Here is a 19,728-nt window from a genome sequence, read left to right as displayed (position 1 = left end):
CTGTCATGGCTTCCTCGGTGAGTGGGTGGAGGGCGAGAGACGCAATTGCTTGCGGTATTTCAACAGGCGGTTGGCGTTGCGGGTCCGCCGGGCCCGGGCGCTGCGCTCGGCGCGCGCGCGGCGGTGGGACTCGGCCTCGGCGGCGGTGGCGAAGGCCTCGCCCTCGAGCAGCACCTCCACGCGGGGGTGCTTGGGGTCGTCGTCCAGCCGGTACCCGTGGTCCTCGGACACCTGGCCGTCATCGAGGAAGCCCCAGCCCTGCAGGGCGTCGAGCAGCACCTTGCGCGTGTTGTCCAGGTCTCCCACCCGGCGCGGGCGGTACACCCGGAGGGTGACGCGGACGGGGCCCGTGAGGGGCAGCACGCCCTCGCGCCGGGCGATCAGCTCGACGGCGGCCTTGTACCTGCGGGCCTCGTCCGAGGGCACCAGCCCGCGGCCCGGGGCGGGCTTCCAGTACGTGTTGGCGCTCGGGGGGTACGGCAGGGTGAGGCGGATGGACTTCGGCAGGGGGCAGCTCATGGCGTGGACTCCAGGCAGCAGGGCGGGGCCACCGGGGCACCGCGGCAGTTCTCCCAGTACGGCACGGCGTGCTGACACCGGGGCCAGGTGGGGTGGCCCTCGAGCGTCACCTGCCGCACGGGCATGGCGCCGTGCCGGCCGGCCGCGTCCACGTGGCGGCCCCGGCCGCATTCCTCGCACCGCACCCAGAGCACCTCCCAGCCCCCGGCGGCAGGGCGCTGGGGTGCCTCCGGCTGACGTTTCGGCACGGGGCGAGGCGCCGCGGGCAGCTCGGCGCGGGCCTGTGGTGCGGCCGGCTGGGAGGTGGGCTCGGCAGGAGGGGCGAGTGGCAACGCCGCCTGCTCTGCCCGTCGAGAGCTGGTGTCCGCCGGGCGGCGCTTGCGGCCGGTGCTCATGGCGCGCCCTCCCCGTCCGGGCTGACGAAGCGCACGCCGGAGAGTCCCTGAATCTCGGCCATGCGCCCGAGCAGCCCGCCGTAGTGGTCGCTCAGCCAGTCCACGTGGAAGCGGTCCGTGCACTCCAGCACCAGCACCCCCTCGTCCACGCCCCGCGCGCGCAGCTTCGCCAGCCAGTTGAGCGCGTAGTGCTTGCCGTCCGCGCGCAGGGCCTCGAGCATCTGCCGCCAGGCGCCCGCCGCGGGGGTGTCCTCGGCCGGGGCGGAGCTCTCGGCGGCCGGAGTCCCGGGCAGGGGCTGCTCGCCCCGGGGCTCCGGGTCAATCGTCCACTCCCCGCCCAGCAGCTTCTCGGCCCAGGTGTACCCGTCCCGGGTGGTGCCCACGAGCAGCTTCACCACCGTGGCCCGCTGGCCGCTGGAGAGCTCGCCGCGGCACACGTTGGAGCGCGGCACCAGGGCGAAGGCCTTGAACCACTCCTCGAGCGGCCGGCGCTCCAGGGCGGTGAGGGCGTCCCGCAGCAGCTTCGCCGAGGTGCGCTCCCCCCAGGGGGCGAAGCCATGGGGCGCGGCGAGCTCGTTCCACCCGTTGCGCAGCGCCTGCACCTCGGGCGGGAGGGTGTCCGGGGTGCGGTGCTCTCGCGGCTTCTCGCGCTGGGAGTCACGCGCGTTCGCCGTGACGAGCACCAGCGTCCCTCGGGCCTCCGCGCTGGAGGGAGGAGGAGGGAGGAGGGTTTCTATACTTCTATTCTTCTCTTCCTTCCTCCGTGTCACGCTGGGTGTCACGCTGTCACGCTGGCCTGTCACGCTGCGCTTCCGCGCCCTCTCATTCTGCTTTCTCACTGTGGCGAGCGCCTGTTCCCGCTCCTTCCCGGTGGGGGGTGTCACGCTGGCTGTCACGCTGTCACGCTGCTCGGGGCGTGACGGGGCGTGACGGGGGGCGGGGGCCTCCACCTGGCGCCCGGACAGGAAGAGGGCGACGGCCTCCCGAAAGCCCTCGAGCTTCGCCTCGACCCGGGCCCGGGCGAGCCGCTCCAGCTCGAGCTGGGCACGGAGCTCCAGCACCTCCTGGGGCATGCTGGCGCACGTCATGGTGTGGCCCCCGCGAAGCTGAAGAGGTCCGACTGTCGAGCCGGCTGGCAGTGAGGGGAGAGCCAGATGCGCTCACGCTGGGCGTTGGCCTTGTTGCCGGCGCTCGCCGCGTACCCCCCCGGGGCCTTCCACGCCACGCACCGCCAGCTGCCCGGCATGGCGTGCTCGCCCTCGTAGCCGCACAGGGCGATCCGCAGCTTGGGGTTGTCCCCGTTGGCGAGGGCCCACTCGCGCACCGCGTGGGCGACGTCGAGGTCCTCTTCCGCGTAGATGCTCGGGTCCCGGCCAGCGGCCGCGCTGTACGGCGGATCCAGGAAGACGGCGGTGGTGCCGATCGCCTCGGTGACGGACGGCGTCAGCACCCGCTTCCAGTCCCCGCAGCAGACGCGGACGTAGCGGAGCCGGGCGGCCAGGGCCTGCATCCACTCGAGGATGGTTCCCTTCTTGCCTGAGGCGTGTACTCCGGCCCCGGCGGCCCCGCTGTCGCCGCGGAGCATCGGCATCTGCTGCCGGGGTCTGAAGCACCTGGCGTGCACCCCTTGTGAACTCCCCTTTCGGAAACCTCCAGTCCAGTTCACCGAGTTCGCGAGCGACACGTTCCAGTCGTAGGAGAAGGTGCCCTCGCGGTACGTGCCCGTCTCCCGCGCCGCGAGCTGGTGCACGCCCCGGCCGGGCTTGTCGAGTGCGGGGCGCTTCTCGTACTCGGCGGTGTGGATGCCGCACGTCTTCTCGGCGCCGGCGGCGTCCTGCTCCTCCCACGCGGGCTGAGCGCACCAGCCCGAGCCGATCCACTGGCTGATTCCCCACACCCAGCGCCCGGCTACCTCGGCGTCGAAGTAACTCTCATCCTTGCGCAGTCGCTCGCGCAGCGCTGCACCCAGCGGGCGCCCTTCGAGTTGGCCGGCACGGAGCGCCGCTTGAGCCGCCGCCACGTCCCCCGAGGTGAGGGCCTGCAGCGCCACGTTCGACGCCTTGCGCAGACGCGCCGCCTCGTCCTCCCCGTTGATGAGCCATCGGTGAGTCGCGTGCAGGTCCGCCTCGTTGACAGGGCTGTCCGCCCAGTAGGCCACCTCGTCCGGCGAGGCCTGGACGGCCCGCCAGAAGTTGGCGAGGTAGCAATCCTTGTCGTTGACGGTCTCCACCCGCGGAGGCGTGGGCCGGGCGAGCAGCACCGCGAGGCTGCCGGCGAAGGGCTCCACGTAGTTGGCCACGTCCCCGAAGGCCTGCCAGACGAGAGGGGCCGCCCGGGACTTGCCACCGAACCAGGGGAATGGAGCTCGGAGCGCGCTCACGCAGCCTCCCGCGCGGGCATCCGCTCGCCCAGGTTGGCGCGCACCAGCGCCTCGGCCACCTCGGGGCAGACGCTGTTGCCAATGAGGCGCACCTTCTCGGCCTTCGAGCGGGCGGCGATCATGTCGTAGGCGTCCGCGAAGCGGCCGAACTGCGCCCGGAGGAGTTCGTGGGGCTCCAGCATGCGCATGCCGATGTCGGTGATCTGGTAGTCCACCCCCTCCACCGTCACGAGTCCCAGCCGGGCCTTGGCGGTGATGGTGCGCAGGGGCCGGTCCACCCGCTGCCCCACCGAGCCCTCGCCGTAGTACGTTGTCAGGAAGGCACGCACCTCGGTGGTGCGGTCCGAGCCCCCCGCCGAGCCCGGCACCCCGAGCGTGGCGGTGGCCAGCGCGTGGTGGTCCGTCGCGGTGACGGTCGACATCGGCTCGGTCATGGGGATCCCGGGCCGCTGCCCCCTGTCCCCGTAGTGCTTCGCCAGGAAGGCGGCCACGAGCCCGTGCTTGCAGCCCCCGGCCACCACCGTGCCGAGTGGGGTGTGCAGGTCCAGCGTTCTCGCTTCCTGGCCCTTCCGCTCGCCATACCCCGTCTGGATGAGGGTGGGCACGCAGAGGGCCCTGTCGTTCTTCGCGGTGATGGTGCCCACCGGTGCGTCAACGGGAGTCGCGGACGACTGACCAGCTCGCCCACCTACGCCGACGACGAACGGCCGGGGGTTCTCCAGGACGTACTTGCGGATGCCCTCGGCGATGCGCCACATCGTCTTCTCGGCCAGGGGCCGCTTCCGCTCGAAGATGGATGGGCACGGAATGGACCAGTCGATGCACTGCGCCGCCGTCCGGTAGGGGTGGGCGCGGCCCGGGCCGTGCGTGGGCTCGGGCCAGGTGATGGGCTGCCCATCCTTCCGCGCCACCAGGAAGAGGCGCACTCGACTGGTGGGCGCGCCGTAGTGACAGGCATTGAGCAGCCGCCAAGCCACCGAGTACCCCAGGCCTCCGAACTCGCTCACGAACTCCCGGAACGTCTCCCCCTTGCGCTCGGGGATGGGCGTGCCGATCAGCCTGTCACCCTCCTGCAGCACGCGGCCGTCCGGCGCGACGTGGCCCACCTCGTACAGCGGCCCCCAGTCCACGAACTCCCCCACGTTCTCCAGCATGATGACGTCCGGGCCCACGTCCCGGGCCCAGTCGCGGACGACCCACGCGAGGGAGCGGATGCCCTGCTCGCGGGGCTTGGCACCCTTCGCCTTGCTGAAGTGGGTGCAGTCGGGACTCGCCCACAGCAAGCCCACCGGCCGCCCGGCAGCCACCGTGCGCGGGTCCACCTCCCAGACGTTCGCGACATGGTGCCGCGTGCGCGGGTGGTTGGCCCTGTGGACGGCCATGGCGACGGCGTTGTGGTTGGCGGCCTCGTCCACGGGCCTGCCCAGCGCGGCCTCGATGCCCGTGTCTGCGCCACCGCCGCCCGCGAAGAGCACCACGGCGATCGGCTTCATGTGCGCCGCGATCCTCACGCCACCACCTCCTGGCGCAGCTCGAAGATGAAGCCCCGCCTGATGAAGTCCTCCGCCTCCGCCACCACGCCCTCGTTCTCGGCAGACCAGTCCAAGGCCTCGGTGTCGGCCGTCGTCAGGTGCCCGTCAGGGCTCAGCACGAAGGGTCCAACCCGGAGCTGCACGTCGCCGCGCGCGGTGGGCGAGACGAAGTCAACGTGAGGCTCTGCCTTCTCCCCCTCCCCCTCCCATGCCTCAAGCGTCCGGCAATTGGAGAGGGCGTAGATGTGCGGCCCGGCGCCGAGCGTCTCGGGCTCGTACACCTTCAGTCCCGGCACCCGGCCCTCGCGACAGTCCTCGGCGAGCGGCTTCACCACGCTGTCCGCGTTGTCCGCCCACCAGGACTCCAACTCCATGTGGGCCGCGAGCTGCTCGCCCTCCAGTTTGCCGGAGAGGTGGTGGCTTCGACGCAGCGAGGACACCCCGCTCCACCAAGTGGCCGGCTTGCGCTCGCCGGTGGCGTCGTTCACAAGCCAGAGGCGAATGATGGTGTGTCCCTCATTGCGCTCCGGCAGCTCGACGCGCCACGTGACCGGGGCCGCCGGTGCAGTCACGGGCTCGGAGGCGGGGAGGGCCGGTGCTGGAGCCTCCTTCGGAGTGCCCTTCGAGCGGCGCGTCTTTGACGCCTTGGTGGTGGGGAGGAGCGCCTCAGTGCAGCGCTGGCACTTCCACCGGCTGAACATGACGGCGCCGGCCTTGGGGTCCTTCTCCGCCTCCCACGTCGTCCCGCCCTGGGGCCGGTGCCGCCGCGTGAAGGACAGCCGGGCCCGGGTAGGAGGATCGCTGATCGCTCCCTCTCCACACCCATCGCAGGAACTGTTGGTGCCTGTCACCTCGAGCTCGTCGAGGTACTCCATGGAGGAACGGCGTGGCCCTTCAAGGAAGTCGAGCAGCGCCGTCTTGTCGAGCGCCTTCGTCCAGTCGGGGGCCGGGAGCGGCGCCTTGCGCTGGCTCTCCGCACGGCGCAGCTTGTCGTCCAGGGAATCCTTGGCGTCCGGCTTGGCGCTGTCGAAGTCGTCCACCTCCGCCTTGCAGGGCGCGCAGTAGAAGCCCCTGCTCTCCCCCTCACCCACCGGCTGGAACTCCGAGGCCTTGAAGGTGCTGCCGCACCCGTCGCACTCGCACGGGTGGTCCGGCGTGGTCTCCATGCGCGGCAGTTCCTCCGTGGGCTCGGCGGCGGGCGAAGGCTCGGCAGACGCCTCCTGCTTCTCGGGCCACGTCGCTCCCAGGTACTCGGCCACCGCGCGCAGCACCGGCCTGGGCACCCAGTTCCAGCGCGTGTCCTTCTCGTACGTCAGCGTGGTGGCGCTCTCACCCAGGTAGCTGTAGACGCAGTTCACCGCCTCACCGTCCTGGAAGGCCAGGCCGTAACCCGGCACCCACCACACCGGAGGGGTCTCCGACTCTCCGCCTTGCCACGTCGCCACGATGGTGCACCCCTGCTCTCCGCCCCGCCCGGTGCTCAGGCTGCCCTTGTGGGGGCGCACCTTCCACCCCGGCCACCCCCCGAGCTCGACAGCCGCGGGGGTGAAGCGCTTGCACTTGCACTTGCTCATCCCCCTCACACGGAGGCACCGGCCCGTGCCGTCCTTATGGTCCGCCACCGAGTCACCGCACTCGCAGCACGGCACGCGAGGAGCCGGCACGGAGTCGTCCACCTCCGCCCCCGGGCTGGCGTTGGCTTGGGCGCTCGAGGCGGTCCGGGCCGAGTTCGCCGCGGCGCGCTTCGTTCCCTTCTCCTCCGGTGCACCCTTGCGCGAGCGGGAGCGGCTCTTCCCGCTGGGAGACGAAGGAGGCGGCTCGTCCTCGTCAGCGGAGGCCGTCGCGGTGGTCTGCACCGGAGACACCGGGGAGGCGTCGGCGAGCGGCAGGGACTGCTGCTCGGGCGCTTCGGGGCTCACCCCCGTGGTAGCCGCGCGCATCAACCGCGCGTGCTTCTGGCGCATGGCGTCGGCCATGGCCTCCAACTCGGCGAGCAGCCGGGCCTTGAGGTCCTCCAGTTCCTTCAGGCCGTCCTCGAGCGCCAGGGCCGCAGTGAAGGCCTCGCCCCGCTGCGCGTGGGTCAACATGGTAGGGATTGCGTTCGACATCCGAAGCTCCAAGGGCGAGGCACAGGGCCCCGCGGAAGGGGATGGAGCCGCCGAGTTCGCGGCGGCCGGGGTGGCGGTGAGCGCGGCTCGACGGGCCTTCAGCCACGCCAGGCGATGGCCCTGGCCGAGTCCCTCCATCGGGGCGGCCACGACCCAGGAAGCAGGCAGGTGCGCGCGAAGAGCGTTCACGTAGGCCGCGCCCGCGTACACGGTGAGGTGCGCCGGGGTGCCCAGGTCATCGTCCGTGAGGTTGCGGATGACATCGCGCCCCCAGTCGAGCAACTCGTCGCCCGTGAGGTCATCGAGGTGAAGGTCGTACGGCTCCAACACCTCGTCCAGGTCGGTCAGCCCGTACTTGGCGCTGAGAATCCAGACGTCGGCGCCGAACTCAGCCTCGGCCACCTCAAGCGCGGCCCGGAAGAGCGGCCCCGTGTAGAGGTCCCGCGCCGGGGCGGCCCGGTCCAGCTTCTCCTTTCCACAGCCCACCAGGGCATAGCGGCGCGGGTCGCTGGTCATGGGTTGGCGACCTCCACCCGGCGGAACTCCACCACCCACACCCAGGGGTTGGCGCGCCATGACTCCAGGGTGTTGATGGACGCCCACAGGTTTTGGAAGTGGTACTTCCAGTGCTGGCTCGGCGTGACGATGCGGCACACGTCTCCGCGCAGGCCGAGGTTCTCGCAGACGACACCCTCCGCCTGTGCATCTGCCTCGGAGATGTCGTGCAGGCGCTCGACGCGCACGCCCGTCACCTCCAGCGTGATTCTCGAGGCCCACCGGGGCATGTGGATGGAGGGACGCCACTTCCCGCGCCGCTCATAGGATCCCCGCCACTGGTCCATGTGGACCGTCATGGTCCGCTTGGCGAGGTCGGCCGAATACTCAACGTGTGCCGTAAACTGATCTTCGGCAGACGCTTCCCGGATGTTGCCGAGCACCCCCCACGACTCGCGCACCCACAGCCGGTCCCCGGGCCGGCCGTAGGGGCAGCGCCACCGAGGCTCGGTGCCGAGCAGCTTGCGGACCGCCCATACGGGACCGGCAACGGTCCAGGTGCCATCCCTCATGAGGTGCGGACTGAAGCCGTCGCCGGACAGTGACCGCACAGCCTCCATGCTTGGGGGCTGCGGCTTCACCACGCGCCGGGTCTGCGTCTTCCGGCCATGGAGAATGGCCCTCACCATGGGCCCGGAGAACAGGATGGGCCGCTCGCGAGGCTCAGCCATGGTCCACGTCCTCTCCGCTGGGCAGACCCGGCATCTCGGGCTCCAGCGCGTGCTGGGCGGTGAAGGCCTCGGGCGGAGCGGCGAGCGTGGCCCGGAGGGCGTCGAGCGTCAGGCCGAGTTGCTGCAGCCGCTCCTCCGTCTGGGCACCGGTGGTGACGCTGTCGCACACCCCGAGGACAGCGCGCGCGGCCAACTCCATGGGGCGGAGCCGCTCCAGTTCGCGGGTGACCTCCATCAATGCCTGACGCATCCGCTCGTGGTCGCGCTGCTCGCGGTCCAGCGCGTCGGCGAGGTCCTCGATGTCGGAGGAAGGCAGAGGGCAGGTGTTCATGCCGCACCTCCCACCTTCAGCACGCCAACGACGTGGCGCACGCGCTCATGCAAGGCCTTGTCGGCCTCGATAGCCGCGACGTCCAGCGACTCCCAGTCGGCCACCTCGGCGAGCAGTTCGGCCAGGGCGATGGCCTCGTCCTGCTCCTGCACCCTCGTCACGCGCCGGCCGGTCCGGTCCTGGGTGATGCACCAGTAGGGCCCGGGGGGCCAGAAGTCGACGCCGGGGTGCACCGAGAGCCCTCGGGCGCGCCACACGGCGGGCACGCGCACCAGCCCGTCTGGGGTGACCGCCCTCACCAACCCCACCGCCGTGAAGTCCGGGGAGAGACAGGACCAGCGGACGGAGGCGTCGAAGTCCACGCGCTCCGGGCAGTCGAGATAGGCCGCCTTCTCCGGGTCCTCGTACTTGATGCAGTCCGGGCAGACACCACGGAGCGCCCAGGACCACGTCACCGTGGAGCACTGGAGGAGCGACTCGTAGAACGCCACCTGACGACGCCAGTGCCGGTGCTCGCCCAGATCCGGACGCACCATCTCATGGAGCTGCTTGACGAGCTCGGCCAGCCACTCGCCCACGGCCTCCGGCTTCGGGCACTTCACCCGCTCGCAGACGCGGCACGTCGTCTGCCAGTCCTTCCACTCGGGATACTCGAGGGTGGTCATGCCGCACCGCCCTTCCCGCCCCGGGGCGCGCGCACGTTCTGCGTGGGCGCGCGCAGGTCCTGCGGGCTCGTCAGCTCGCGGATGACGGAATCAAGGATGCCTTCGATGGTGTCCGGACTGAGCGGCACCACATCGACGACGCGGGCTCGCTCGCACGCCCAGGACCTGCCGAGCGCGATGACGTCCGGGTCGTGCTCGAACTGGCCTTCGGGCACCACGCGGTACACCCAACCTCCACCCGGGTACATGGCGGCGAACACCTCCGCACCGACGTACTCGGAGGCCACGTACACCCGGGTGGGCTGGTACCCGGGCCGGCTCGTCGCCCCGTCCTCATACGCGGAGAGGATGAAGCGCGTCCGCGTGATGCTCGGCGGGAGGACGTAGTCGCCGACCTTCAGCCCCGGCACGCCACCATGCCAGTAGGTCTCCCGTGTGCTCGCCGTGTGCTCACCGGCAACAACCGGCGACACACCCGACGCAACCCGGTGAGGTTCCGCCTCGCCGCTCACCCCAGCGAAACCAACACCTTGCAACTCGGCGCCACTGCTGCAAACGCACGAACCACCCCGGTCCTTCTTCAAGAAGATGAAGGCCCTGGGCCTGCGGCGCGGCGCGGAGAAGGACGCGGGCCCCAGCGGAGGTGAGGGCTGAGGGCGTGACACCGGCCCCCGCACCTTCTGCACCCGGCCGCCCGCACGCATGCAGGATTTGCGGGCAGCCCGGCGCCTCTCCGGACGGCCACCACCTCGCACGCTTGCTGCATCACGGCGGCACCGGTCCCAGATCGTCTGTGATCCGCCGCGAGGTCCCCACATGCTTCCGGTCCCCCACTTCCGCCCCGCCCGGCTGGCGCGGTCATCGAAGCAGTCCCGCGGCCACCGCGCGGCGCTGACGCCCGATGATCGCGCGCTGCTCGACACGTGGCTGGCCGAGGTGCGGCGGCATCCCCTCCTGTCCCGCGAGGAGGAGGCGGCGCTCGCCCGGCACTTCCGCGAGCACCACGATCCCAAGTCCCAGGCCCGGCTGGTGGCCTCGAACCTGCGGCTGGTGTTGAAGCTGGCCCGCGAGCACCACCGCCCTCCCCTGCTCCTCATGGACCTCGTCCAGGAGGGCAACCTGGGCCTCGTCATCGCCGTGGAGCGCTTCGAGCCGGAGCGCGGCGTGCGGCTGTGCACCTACGCGGCCTGGTGGATCCGCGCCTACCTGCTGCGCTTCATCATGGAGAACTGGCGGCTGGTGAAGCTCGGGACCACGGACGTGCAGCGCAAGCTGTTCTTCCGGATGAGGCAGGAGGAGGGCCGCCTGCTCGCCTCGGGGCAGGAGGTGAGCCCCCGGCTGCTGGCCGCCCGGCTGGGCGTCCCCGAGGAGGACGTGGTCGAGATGGATCAACGGCTGCGCCAGGACGAGCTGCGGCTGGACGCGGCCTCGCCCGAGGACGACTCGGGCCGCCCCACGCCAAGCCGTGCCCTGCCCTCGGGAGCGCCGGACGTGGACGAGGAGCTCGGGCGGCGGGAGCTCACCCACTGGTTCCAGGGGAAGGTCCACGACTTCGCCCACGCGCTGCACGACGAGCGCGAGCGCTACATCCTGGAGCACCGGCTCCTGGCCGAGGAGCCCGAGACGCTGCAGACCATCGGACAGCACTTCCGGGTCAGCCGCGAGCGGGCGCGCCAGGTGGAGGCCGGACTCATCTCGAGCATGCGGGAGTACCTGCACGAGCACATGCCGGACTTCACCTGGCTGGGCGCGGAAGCAGGCTCCAGCCAGCACGCACCGGCCTGAGCCGGGCCTTCCCACCCGTGGCGGAGGAATTGCATGTGAGCATCGGGGAACACATGGGGACGCGGAGCGCCCCGAGGAGGCGGCAGATGCGCATCGGCGAGCTGATGACGAAGAGCCTGGAGACCATCGAGGCGGATGACACCCTCCGCGAAGCGGCCGAGCGGATGCGCTCGTACGGCATCGGAGCGCTGCCCGTCATGGACGGAGAGCAGATGGTGGGAATGCTGACGGACCGGGACATCACCGTGCGCGCGACGGCCGCGGGCAAGGACCCGAACCGGACGCCGGTGCGCGAGGCGATGACCCATGCCGTCATCACCTGCGACGCGGACGCCCCGATCTCCGAGGCCGAGCACCTGATGGAGGAGAAGGCGGTGCGGCGCCTGGTGGTGCTCGACGCGTACAAGAAGCCGGTGGGCCTCATCAGCCTGGACGACCTGGCCACGATACCCGGCGAGGCGCGTCACGCCGGAGAGGTGCTCCGCGAGCTCAACACCCCTCAGTAGGCGCGGCGTCGAACCAGTCGAAGAGGGACAGGGTCTCTCCGCTCAGCCGGGCCAGGGTGTCCTCCATGGCATCCTGGTTGCCCCAGAGGATGTCCCCGTCCCCGTGCTTCTCCAGCAGCTCGAGGATGAAGTGGCACCAGTTGCCCTTGTCCCGGCTCACGTAGAAGCCATACGTCCGGCAGGCCATGGGCCGGTGCGCGTACACCCGGCAGCCACCGGACTCGCGATCCAGGAAGGGGCAGGTATAGGGCCGCCGCGTGCCCTTCAGCCCGGCCACGCGGGCCCGGACCTCGGCGCGCACCTCGGGAGGCAGGGCCTGGAAGCCCTCCCAGAGGTACGTCCACTCCAGCCGGGTGACGGGCAACGGCGCCGCCAGGTGACGGCAGCAGTGGTCGCACCCCTTCCGGCAGGGCCACCAGGCATGCGCCCCGGTGATGGGCGCCACGCGCTCGTCGATGCGCCGGTAGAGGTCTTCCAGTGTCTTGCGTTGCGCTTCGGTGAGTGGCTCCATGAGCGCATAGACTGCCGCCCCATGTCCGAGCTTGTCGAGCCGCTGCCCCACCCGCCTCCCGAAGCGCCGCCCCCGGCGCCCCTGCCAGAGCCGGAGGTCATCCTCCGCACCCGGGGCCTCACCCGCGCCTTCCTCGACGTGAAGGCGGTGAACGGGGTGGACCTGGAGCTGCGGCGGGGCGAGGTGTACGGCTTCCTCGGCCGCAACGGCGCGGGCAAGACGACCACGCTGCGGATGCTGATGGGCATCCTCCGTCCGGACTCGGGCGACATCGAGCTGATGGGCCAGAAGGTCCGCCGGGTGGGCGCGGCCCAGAAACAGCACCTCGGCTACGTGTCGCAGGAGCAGGTCTTCTACCCGTGGATGACGGCGCTCGAGCTGGGGCGCTTCGTCTCCGGCTTCTACCCGCACTGGGACGACGCGCGCTTCCAGCAGCTGCTCCACGTGCTGGACGTGCCGAAGGACCGCAAGTCCGCGCAGCTCTCCGGCGGCACGCGGATGAAGCTGGGACTGGCGCTCGCGCTCTCCCACCGCCCGCCGCTGCTCATCCTCGACGAGCCCACCGCCGGGTTGGATCCGGTCGCGCGGCGCGAGTTCCTCGACATCCTCCGCGACCAGGTCCGGCGCGAGGGGCAGACCGCGCTCTTCTCCTCGCACCTCGTTGGCGAGGTGGAGGAGGTGGCGCACCGCATCGGCATCCTCCACGAGGGCCGGCTGCGCTTCCAGGGCAGCCTCGACACGCTCCGCCAGTCCGTCCGGCGCGTGGGGGTGGAGAGCGCACCGGAGCCGCTCCCGCAGGGCCTGTCGCTCGTGAGGCGCGAGCGCCTGCCGGATGGGCGCCTGACGCTGGTGCTCTTCGGGACTCCCGGGGAGTGGGCCACCGCGCCCTTCGCTCCGGAGGCGGTGGAGACGCTGTCCCTGGAGAACATCTTCCTCGCCTACGCGCGGCGGTCGGACGAGTCATGAGCCGGGCCCTCCTCCTCAAGGAGTGGCGCGAGCACCGGATCGCGTGGCTCCTCCTCAACCTCCTCCTCGGGGCCGTGCTGTTCCTGCTGCTCGTGGCGCAGAAGGACATCGAGGACAAGGGCAGCCTGTTCGCGCTGCTCCAGGTGCCCGCCGTCTTCCTCTCCACCGTGGGCGCCCTCTTCGTGGGGCACCGGCTGGTGGTGCGCGAGTACGGCCAGCGGACCCAGCTCTTCCTCGAGGCGCTTCCGCTCTCGCGCCCGCGCATCCTCGCCACCAAGCTGGTGCTCGGGGCGGCCGTGCTGCTGCTCCCGCTCGCGGCGTTCCTCCTCTACCTGTGGAGCAGGGCCCGCGCCCACGAGGACGTCACCGCCCGCTTCCTCCTGCTGCTCTCCCTTCGCGCGGCCACCCCGGTGCTGCTGGGCTGGAGCTCCTTCGCGCTCGCCGGGCTGCTCGGCCGCTACCGCAACCCCCTCTACATCTTCCTGTTCCTCGCCGCCGTCACGCTGGACCAGCTCACCGAGTTCGAGCTCTTCGAGTCGGGGCCCTTCGCGCTGCTCGGCAATGACTTCGCCTTCGAGCGCCAGCGCATCCCCTGGGAGCACCTGCTGCCGTGCTGGGCCCTCATGGCGGGGGTGGTGGCGCTCTGCTTCGGGCTGGTCCTCTACCGGGATGGAACGCTGACCGAGCTGTTCTCCCAGAAGATGAGCCACCGGGAGAAGGTGTTCATCGCGTGCCTCGTCACCGGGTTCATGACGGCGAGCACCCTGCTCGGCAAGGCGAAGCACCGGGAGCCCTTCTCCCTGCGCGATGCGGAGCAGACGCGCGTGAAGGAGTCGGCCCTCCAGGTGGCTTCCGGGGTGGGCTTCCCACGGGAGCGGGCCCGGGCGCTGTCGGAGCGGCTCGCGCGGGAGCTGCTCGCGCTGAGCGACTACCTCGGGCTCGAGCGGCTTCCGGCCGTGGCGGTGCTGCCCATCCGCGAGCTCGACGCGGACGTGTTCCAGCGTGCGAAGCTCGAGAAGGCCGATGGCGTCGTGGTGCGGGCGAACCTCTCGGCTCCGGACTTCGATGAGCGGGCCTTCGAGGCCTTCCTCTTCCGCGAGGTGCTCATCCACCTCAGCGAGGGCGTGGTGCTGCGGGAGGAGCGGCAGTGGCTGCTCGATGGCTTCACCACGTGGTGGGCGCACCGGAGCGGGCAGGAGCAGCGGCTGCCGGCGAGGGCCGCGGTAGCCTCGCGGGAGGGCTTCGACGCCCGGAGCTGGTTGAGCACGCGCGAGCGCCTCGGGCCGTGCCTGTCGGGAGCGCTGGCGGCCCGGGGAATCCAGGCGCTGCACACGCGGCTCGGGGAGGCCTCCTTCCAGGCGCTGATGCGGCACACCCTGGCGCGGCCCCCCGGCACGGGCTTGTGGGGCTTCTGGACCGAGCCCCGGCTGGCCTCGCTGCTGCGTGAGCAGGGCGGATTCTCCGAGGAGGAATTGCTGCAACGCTGGTCCGAGGCCCTCCGTGAGGACCGCGAGGCCCACGCGAAGGAGCTGGAGTGGGTGGCGGGGATGACGCCCTCGTTGTCGCTGGTGGCGGAGTCGGAGGAGACCTTCCGGCTGGAGCACACGCTGCAGGCGGCTCGAGGCCAGACGCTTCCCACCCGGTACGCGCTGCTCCACCACAAGCTCGAGCCCTTCGAGAACGAGGTGGCCGCGCACGAGCTCTCCCGGCAGGACACGGTGCCCTCGGCGAGCGGGACGCGGCTTCCGCTGGGGCTCGCGCGAGGAGACCGGTGGCTCTTCGTGGTGCAGGTGGAGTCCGAGACGCTCGGGTGCCCCATCCGCCTGCTCGCGGAAAGGAAGGAGATCCGATGATCCGCCCGCTCGTGGCCAAGGAGGTGCGAGACCAGCGGCCGTTCCTGTGGCTCGCGCTCTTCTTCATCGCGCTCGACGTGGTGTCGGACCTGTGGACCGAGCCCCTGGGGTTCTCGCCCTACGCGGACACCTTCGACCGGTTCAGACCGGGCGGCGACCTGTCCATGATGACGTTCATCCTCGCCTTCGCGCTGGGCTGCGGCCTGCTGGTGCGCGAGCAGGATGACCGCACGCTGGAGTTCCTCGACGCGCTGCCCACGTCCCGCTGGACGCTCTTCTGGGTGAAGCTGCTCGTCGCGCTCGCCACCGTGCTGGTGTTCCCGCTGGGGACGATGCTGTGGATGATCTTCCACCAGCTCGTGTCCAGCACCTCGCTGGAGCCGGGCCTGCACCTGGACATGATGGCGGTGGCCGCCGTGCTGCGGGTGGCACAGGCCTTCACGGTGCTGGCGCTGGCCCTGGCGCTGGCGCCATTGCGGCGGCTGTGCTGGACGGTGCTGGCGGTGCTGATGCTGACCCAGTCGGTCCTCGAGGAGCGCGAGCCGTGGCTGGCCGTGCTCAACCCGCTCCGCTTCACGGCGCCGCGATTCGAGGGCACCACGTGGCGCTGGCCCGTGGAGGCCCTGCGCCTCCAGCTCTCGGTGGCCTGCGTGCTGCTAGGCCTGGCCCTGGCGCAGTTCCTCGGGTGGGGCGAGCGGCTCACCGCCGCCGTCCAGCGGCGGATGCAGGGCTCGTGGCTGGGGACGCTGGCCACGGTGGCCACCGTGGGCCTGTTCGTCTGGCTCTTCGGCCGGTGGTCCGCGAGCGACGACACGAAGCAGGACAGCGGTGACAAGGGCCCCCGGGTGGAGTTCCCCACCATGGCCACCGCGCAGGCGGCGACCGGGCATTACCAGTTCAGCTACCCCGCGAGCCTGCGCAAGCGGGCCGAGCCGCTGCTGGATGGAGCGGATGGCGTCTTCGAGAAGACGCGGACCTTCCTCGGAGTGGAGGCGGGAGACATCATCCGCGCGGACCTCAACGGGAGCGCGAGGCACACGTCGGGCACGGCCTACTGGAACACGCTGCGGATGAACCTCGCCGGGCTCTCGGATGCCGAGGAAGGGCTCGCGGTGCTCGGACACGAGACGACGCACGTGCTCGCCCAGCGCATCGCGGGGGTGGACGCGGCCCCGCGCCTGTCGGCCCTGAAGCTGCTCAGCGAGGGATTGGCCAGCTATGTGGAGTACCGGCTCTTCTACCCTCCCGGCGCGGAGGAGGAGTTCCAGCTCATCGCCGCGGCGGCGCGGGCGCGGCGGGAGGTGAAGACGGAGGAGCTGCTGGACTACGAGAAGCTCGCGGCCGAGCGGGACGAGAATCAGGTGTACCCGCTGGGCAGGGCCTTCATCGAGGTGCTGGTGCGGCGGCATGGGGACGGAGCCCCGGCGCGCGTCATCTCCGCGCTCGGGAGGAAGGACGCCCCCGAGGGACTGGAGGGCGCGCTGGCGTGGCAGGACGCGTTCCAGACGGCGGGCATCGACCTGTCGCAGGTGTTCGACGACTTCTTCGCGTACCTGGACGAGCAGGTGGAGCTGCGCCGCGAGGTCATCGACTCGCTGCCGCGCCCGCGAGGAGCCGTGGAGCGTGATTCAGGGCGGGTGGGCATCCGGGCCATCGTGGACGGACCGGTGCCCGATGACTGGGAGGTGGTCTGCCGCTTCCGTTCGAACGAGACGTCCAACCGCCACACGTTCGACGGGCCCTACCTCGGAACGGGCCCGCACTGGCGAACGCCGGCGAACATCTCGGAGGGCCGGCTCTGGTATCAGCTCGGGCTCAGGACTCCTCGGGGACAGGTGCTCTACGAGCCGTGGACGATGGTGCGGGTGGAGTGAGGTTCGCTTGAATACACGAGCCAAGGACTCAGAGCGCTAAACAAGAGTAAGGGCTGGGCCCTCCCGTCAGTGGGGGAACGCCCCTCAAATCTTATTGCAGCTCATTCGCGAAGGCGCACACCGTCTTGCCAATCCGCATACGGGTGGCATGGCCATCTGGGGTGGAGGATACCGCCAGCCCTCGCCTGGGAGAGGAACCTCGAAATGAACATCCGCTGGGAACCCTATGTCTGGAAGGAATCCCACCCTGCAGCGCCTGCTGAAATCGCGGAACTCGAAGCGGCCTGGGGCGTTCAGTTGCCCGAGGAGTACAAGCAGCTCGCGCCCCAGCACCAGGGCATGCGTCCCACCCCCAACGTTTTCGACATCGGGGAGAGTGACAATGCTTTCACCTGTCTGCTGACCCTTTCCCTGGAAGAGTCCAAGGAAGGGTATGCCATCCCCACCAGGTACAGCATCATCAAACCCTACGTACCATCGGGCATCTTCCCTTTCGGAATGACCCCGGGAGGAGAAAGCATCTGCTTTGACTATCGCGAAGTACCACCTGGGCAGCCCAGGATCGTCCTCGTCACGACGGAGATGGAGGTCTACCTCATCGCCAACAACTTCCGCGAATTCCTGACGGGGCTGCACGAGCTGCGCGATTGAGCAGCACGGACCGCACATGAAAACGGCGCGGGGGCCTCGTTGCCGCCCCCGCGCCGCCGGGAATTCCAACCCCTGTCTCGAGCGATTACCGCGTGATGCTCACCGCGGTGTCATCGAGGAAGAAGCTCGTGGCCAGCGACGAGTCCTCCGTGCCGTTGAAGTACACGCGGATGCTCTGGCCCTTGTACGCGCTCAGGTCCAACGTCTTCTGCACGTAGCCCGTCGACTTGTTCAGGTTGCTGTAGGTGGCCAGGGTCGCCAGCACCGTGCCCGCGCTGTTGCGCACCTGCACCGCCAGCTTGTCGTAGGCCGTGGTGGTGGTCGTCTCGGAGGTGGTGATCTTCACCCAGAAGCTCAGCGAGGCGCTGCACGCCGTGGAGGGGATGGTCACATCCTGGTACACGTACTCGGTGCGGGTGGTGCCGGCACCGCCCAGCCACGCCTTGTAGCTGCCCGTGAGCGCCGCGCTGCCCGACGTGGTGCCGTCGATGACGCCCGTGCTCGCCGTCCAGCTCACGTTGCCGCCCTCGAAGCCGGGGTTGGCCAGGAGCTGCTCGGAGAGGGAGCAGCTGCCCGTGCCGTTGCTCACGGTGACGGACACCGTGGACGAGCTGCCCACGTTGCCTGCGGCGTCATACGCCTTGGTGCTCAGCACGTACCCACCGTTGGCCACGCCCGTGGTGTTCCAGTCGAAGCTGTACGGGGCCGTGGTGTCGCTGCCGAGCAGGCTGCTGCCCAGGTAGAACTCCACCCGGCTCACGCCCACGTCGTCCGAGGCATTCGCGCTGACAGTGGTGGTGCCGCTCACCGTGGCGCCGCCCGCCGGAGCGGTGATGGAGGTGCTCGGCGCCGTGGTGTCCCCGCCGCCGCCACCCCCGGTGACGAACATGCTGTAGAGCAGCAGGTTCGGCGAGCCCGTTCCCGGGCTGGTCACCTTGTTCGGGGTGGCGTTGGTGGTGAGCGCCGACATCGTCTGGGCCGGGGTGGACGAGGGGTTGGCCTGCAGGTACAGGGCCGCCACGCCCGCCACGTGCGGCGAGGCCATGGACGTGCCGCTCATGGAGGTGCTGCCCGTGTCGCTGGAGTACGAGGCCGAGGTGATGCTCGAGCCCGGCCCGAAGATGTCCAGGCAGGTGCCGTAGTTGGAGAAGGACGAGCGCGCATCACTGCTCGTGGTGGAGCCCACGGTGAGCGCGTTGGGTGTGCGGGACGGCGAGTAGCTGCAGGCGTTGCCGCTGTCGTTGCCCGCGGCGACGGCCGTCACCACGCCCGCGGCGATCATCCGCTCCACCGCCTCATCCAGCGCCGGGGACGGGTCTCCACCGAGGCTCATGTTGGCCACGGCCGGCTTGACGTGGTTGGCCGCCACCCAGTCCACGCCTGCGATGACCTGGGCGTCGGAGCCGTAACCCGTGCAGTCCAGCACGCGCACCGGGTGCAGCGTCACCTTCTTCGCCACGCCCCAGGTGGTGCCGCCCACCGTCCCCGCCACGTGCGTGCCGTGGCCGTGGCAGTCCGACGCCGTGCCGCCCGCGGTGATGGAATCGAAGCCGTTGCCCACGCGCCCGGTGAACTGCGAGTGCGTCAGCCGCATGCCCGTGTCGAGGATGTACGCGTGCACGCCCGTGCCATCGAAGTTGTAGTTGTACGTCGAGTCACGCGGCAGGTTGCGCTGATCGATGCGATCGATGCCCCACGTCGCGCTCGTCTGCGTGGCCGACGCCGACACCACGCCGTTCTCCTCGACGTAGGCCACCCGCGGATCCTCCAGCAGCTCGCGCACCTGGGCCTCGGACATCTTCACCCAGAAGCCCTTGAGCGCCCGCTCGTACGTGTGCAGCACCTGGCCGCCACGCGCCGCCACCAGCTCGCGCGCCACGTCCGAGGAACCGCGCAGCGCCACGTCCTTCACGTCCTCGCGCAGCACGACGATGTACTCGCCCGGAATGGCCTTCGGCTTGCGCAGGAGCTGCGCCATCTGCCCCACCTCCTTCGACGGGAGGACTCCCTCCTCCTCGGGCAGCGGGCCACCGCAGGCGGCCACGCTCAGCAGGGAGCAGGTGAACAGCGCACGGCTCAGCTTCAGCTTCATGAACGGCCTCCGGGGGGGTCGAGGACTACGGGTGAAGAAAACGAGCCCAACCGGTGGAATTAGTCTTTCCCGGACCCACCGGTCAAGGCGGCTAATCTCGTTTTCTCCGATTCCGTCTCCCCGGAGGCCGTGCGGCTACTACTGACCCGGAGCCACGTTGGGCCCGAAGCCCAGGGCCAGGGTGGGCAGCACCTTCCACTCGGTCCACGCCGGGCGGGCGCCATGGGCACCTCGTAATGTCACCCGGAGCATCCACGAGGCCGCAGCCCGTGGCCAGCAGCAGCGCGCAGGTGAGCGCGCCTCTTCGATTCCACCTGGTTGCCGTCATGGGGGG

The 19,728-nt window shown here is 70.5% G+C and carries 18 protein-coding genes; 6 read left to right on the top strand and 12 right to left on the bottom strand.

From position 1 onward, the window contains the following. Positions 1-3: 3 nt before the first annotated feature. The 10 genes from AC16DP_RS22160 to AC16DP_RS22115 are packed head-to-tail and all read right to left on the bottom strand — an operon-like array spanning position 4 to position 9,629. Complete coding sequence (locus AC16DP_RS22160; RefSeq protein ID WP_329730674.1) at positions 4-519, bottom strand: RusA family crossover junction endodeoxyribonuclease; 516 nt, start codon at positions 517-519, stop codon at positions 4-6. Next, on the bottom strand, positions 516-914 hold the full coding sequence (locus AC16DP_RS22155; RefSeq protein WP_329730675.1) for a hypothetical protein: 399 nt from the start codon (positions 912-914) through the stop codon (positions 516-518). The genes AC16DP_RS22160 and AC16DP_RS22155 overlap by 4 nt, the downstream gene beginning before the upstream one ends. Then, positions 911-2,002 (bottom strand): DnaA N-terminal domain-containing protein, encoded by a 1,092-nt coding sequence (locus AC16DP_RS22150; RefSeq protein ID WP_329730676.1) that lies wholly within the window; start codon positions 2,000-2,002, stop codon positions 911-913. Before AC16DP_RS22150 ends, AC16DP_RS22155 begins: the two co-directional genes overlap by 4 nt. After that, positions 1,999-3,294, bottom strand: a complete 1,296-nt coding sequence (locus AC16DP_RS22145) for a DNA adenine methylase (RefSeq protein ID WP_329730677.1) — start codon at positions 3,292-3,294, stop codon at positions 1,999-2,001. Before AC16DP_RS22145 ends, AC16DP_RS22150 begins: the two co-directional genes overlap by 4 nt. Next, on the bottom strand, positions 3,291-4,787 hold the full coding sequence (locus AC16DP_RS22140) for a DNA cytosine methyltransferase (protein WP_329730678.1): 1,497 nt from the start codon (positions 4,785-4,787) through the stop codon (positions 3,291-3,293). The genes AC16DP_RS22145 and AC16DP_RS22140 overlap by 4 nt, the downstream gene beginning before the upstream one ends. A 14-nt stretch (positions 4,788-4,801) precedes the next feature. After that, on the bottom strand, positions 4,802-7,450 hold the full coding sequence (locus tag AC16DP_RS22135) for a DUF6884 domain-containing protein (RefSeq protein WP_329730679.1): 2,649 nt from the start codon (positions 7,448-7,450) through the stop codon (positions 4,802-4,804). Next, the gene (locus tag AC16DP_RS22130) at positions 7,447-8,160 is read right to left on the bottom strand and encodes a hypothetical protein (protein WP_329730680.1); all 714 of its coding nucleotides are present in this window, start codon (positions 8,158-8,160) and stop codon (positions 7,447-7,449) included. Before AC16DP_RS22130 ends, AC16DP_RS22135 begins: the two co-directional genes overlap by 4 nt. Next, positions 8,153-8,491: a hypothetical protein gene (locus AC16DP_RS22125; protein WP_329730681.1), complete on the bottom strand. Its 339-nt coding sequence runs from the start codon at positions 8,489-8,491 to the stop codon at positions 8,153-8,155. The genes AC16DP_RS22130 and AC16DP_RS22125 overlap by 8 nt, the downstream gene beginning before the upstream one ends. Next, positions 8,488-9,156, bottom strand: a complete 669-nt coding sequence (locus AC16DP_RS22120) for a hypothetical protein (RefSeq protein WP_329730682.1) — start codon at positions 9,154-9,156, stop codon at positions 8,488-8,490. The genes AC16DP_RS22125 and AC16DP_RS22120 overlap by 4 nt, the downstream gene beginning before the upstream one ends. Next, complete coding sequence (locus tag AC16DP_RS22115) at positions 9,153-9,629, bottom strand: hypothetical protein (protein ID WP_329730683.1); 477 nt, start codon at positions 9,627-9,629, stop codon at positions 9,153-9,155. Before AC16DP_RS22115 ends, AC16DP_RS22120 begins: the two co-directional genes overlap by 4 nt. A 343-nt stretch (positions 9,630-9,972) precedes the next feature. On the opposite strand from AC16DP_RS22115, the gene AC16DP_RS22110 reads away from it, so the two are divergent. Both AC16DP_RS22110 and AC16DP_RS22105 read left to right on the top strand, forming a co-directional pair. Continuing rightward, entirely contained in the window at positions 9,973-10,941 is a 969-nt protein-coding gene (locus tag AC16DP_RS22110; RefSeq protein WP_329730684.1) for an RNA polymerase factor sigma-32, read from the top strand. 86 nt (positions 10,942-11,027) lie between these two features. Next, on the top strand, positions 11,028-11,447 hold the full coding sequence (locus AC16DP_RS22105; RefSeq protein WP_329730685.1) for a CBS domain-containing protein: 420 nt from the start codon (positions 11,028-11,030) through the stop codon (positions 11,445-11,447). Here AC16DP_RS22105 and AC16DP_RS22100 read toward each other — a convergent pair. Beyond that, the gene (locus AC16DP_RS22100) at positions 11,431-11,958 is read right to left on the bottom strand and encodes a YkgJ family cysteine cluster protein (RefSeq protein WP_329730686.1); all 528 of its coding nucleotides are present in this window, start codon (positions 11,956-11,958) and stop codon (positions 11,431-11,433) included. The genes AC16DP_RS22105 and AC16DP_RS22100 overlap by 17 nt on opposite strands. 21 nt (positions 11,959-11,979) lie before the next feature. Between AC16DP_RS22100 and AC16DP_RS22095 the strand changes: the two genes are divergently transcribed. The 4 genes from AC16DP_RS22095 (at position 11,980) to AC16DP_RS22080 (ending at position 17,302) form a co-directional block, all read left to right on the top strand. Further along, positions 11,980-12,924 carry an ABC transporter ATP-binding protein gene (locus tag AC16DP_RS22095; protein WP_329730687.1) on the top strand — a complete coding sequence of 315 codons (945 nt, stop codon included), beginning with the start codon at positions 11,980-11,982 and terminating at the stop codon, positions 12,922-12,924. Beyond that, entirely contained in the window at positions 12,921-14,777 is a 1,857-nt protein-coding gene (locus AC16DP_RS22090) for a hypothetical protein (protein ID WP_329730688.1), read from the top strand. The genes AC16DP_RS22095 and AC16DP_RS22090 overlap by 4 nt, the downstream gene beginning before the upstream one ends. Further along, a complete protein-coding gene (locus AC16DP_RS22085; protein ID WP_329730689.1) occupies positions 14,774-16,651 on the top strand; it encodes an ABC transporter permease subunit in 1,878 nt (625 codons plus the stop codon). Before AC16DP_RS22090 ends, AC16DP_RS22085 begins: the two co-directional genes overlap by 4 nt. A gap of 204 nt (positions 16,652-16,855) precedes the next feature. Beyond that, complete coding sequence (locus AC16DP_RS22080) at positions 16,856-17,302, top strand: SMI1/KNR4 family protein (RefSeq protein ID WP_329730690.1); 447 nt, start codon at positions 16,856-16,858, stop codon at positions 17,300-17,302. Positions 17,303-17,387: 85 nt separating this feature from the next. Here AC16DP_RS22080 and AC16DP_RS22075 read toward each other — a convergent pair whose 3' ends face one another. Further along, the gene (locus AC16DP_RS22075; protein ID WP_329730691.1) at positions 17,388-19,394 is read right to left on the bottom strand and encodes a S8 family serine peptidase; all 2,007 of its coding nucleotides are present in this window, start codon (positions 19,392-19,394) and stop codon (positions 17,388-17,390) included. Between the last annotated feature and the right edge of the window lie 334 nt (positions 19,395-19,728).

The sequence above is a fragment of the Archangium sp. genome (assembly GCF_057119385.1).
Note: the sequence above shows the minus strand (reverse complement) of the source record. Positions and strands in the feature narration are given on the sequence as shown.

Bases quoted from the DNA above. Each gene is read 5' to 3' on its own strand.
- AC16DP_RS22160 (WP_329730674.1), bottom strand. From the start codon at position 519: ATGAGCTGCCCCCTGCCGAAGTCCATCCGCCTCACCCTGCCGTACCCC.
- AC16DP_RS22155 (WP_329730675.1), bottom strand. From the start codon at position 914: ATGAGCACCGGCCGCAAGCGCCGCCCGGCGGACACCAGCTCTCGACGG.
- AC16DP_RS22150 (WP_329730676.1), bottom strand. From the start codon at position 2,002: ATGACGTGCGCCAGCATGCCCCAGGAGGTGCTGGAGCTCCGTGCCCAG.
- AC16DP_RS22140 (WP_329730678.1), bottom strand. From the start codon at position 4,787: ATGAAGCCGATCGCCGTGGTGCTCTTCGCGGGCGGCGGTGGCGCAGAC.
- AC16DP_RS22135 (WP_329730679.1), bottom strand. From the start codon at position 7,450: ATGACCAGCGACCCGCGCCGCTATGCCCTGGTGGGCTGTGGAAAGGAG.
- AC16DP_RS22130 (WP_329730680.1), bottom strand. From the start codon at position 8,160: ATGGCTGAGCCTCGCGAGCGGCCCATCCTGTTCTCCGGGCCCATGGTG.
- AC16DP_RS22125 (WP_329730681.1), bottom strand. From the start codon at position 8,491: ATGAACACCTGCCCTCTGCCTTCCTCCGACATCGAGGACCTCGCCGAC.
- AC16DP_RS22120 (WP_329730682.1), bottom strand. From the start codon at position 9,156: ATGACCACCCTCGAGTATCCCGAGTGGAAGGACTGGCAGACGACGTGC.
- AC16DP_RS22110 (WP_329730684.1), top strand. From the start codon at position 9,973: ATGCTTCCGGTCCCCCACTTCCGCCCCGCCCGGCTGGCGCGGTCATCG.
- AC16DP_RS22105 (WP_329730685.1), top strand. From the start codon at position 11,028: ATGCGCATCGGCGAGCTGATGACGAAGAGCCTGGAGACCATCGAGGCG.
- AC16DP_RS22100 (WP_329730686.1), bottom strand. From the start codon at position 11,958: ATGGAGCCACTCACCGAAGCGCAACGCAAGACACTGGAAGACCTCTAC.
- AC16DP_RS22095 (WP_329730687.1), top strand. From the start codon at position 11,980: ATGTCCGAGCTTGTCGAGCCGCTGCCCCACCCGCCTCCCGAAGCGCCG.
- AC16DP_RS22090 (WP_329730688.1), top strand. From the start codon at position 12,921: ATGAGCCGGGCCCTCCTCCTCAAGGAGTGGCGCGAGCACCGGATCGCG.
- AC16DP_RS22085 (WP_329730689.1), top strand. From the start codon at position 14,774: ATGATCCGCCCGCTCGTGGCCAAGGAGGTGCGAGACCAGCGGCCGTTC.
- AC16DP_RS22080 (WP_329730690.1), top strand. From the start codon at position 16,856: ATGAACATCCGCTGGGAACCCTATGTCTGGAAGGAATCCCACCCTGCA.
- AC16DP_RS22075 (WP_329730691.1), bottom strand. From the start codon at position 19,394: ATGAAGCTGAAGCTGAGCCGTGCGCTGTTCACCTGCTCCCTGCTGAGC.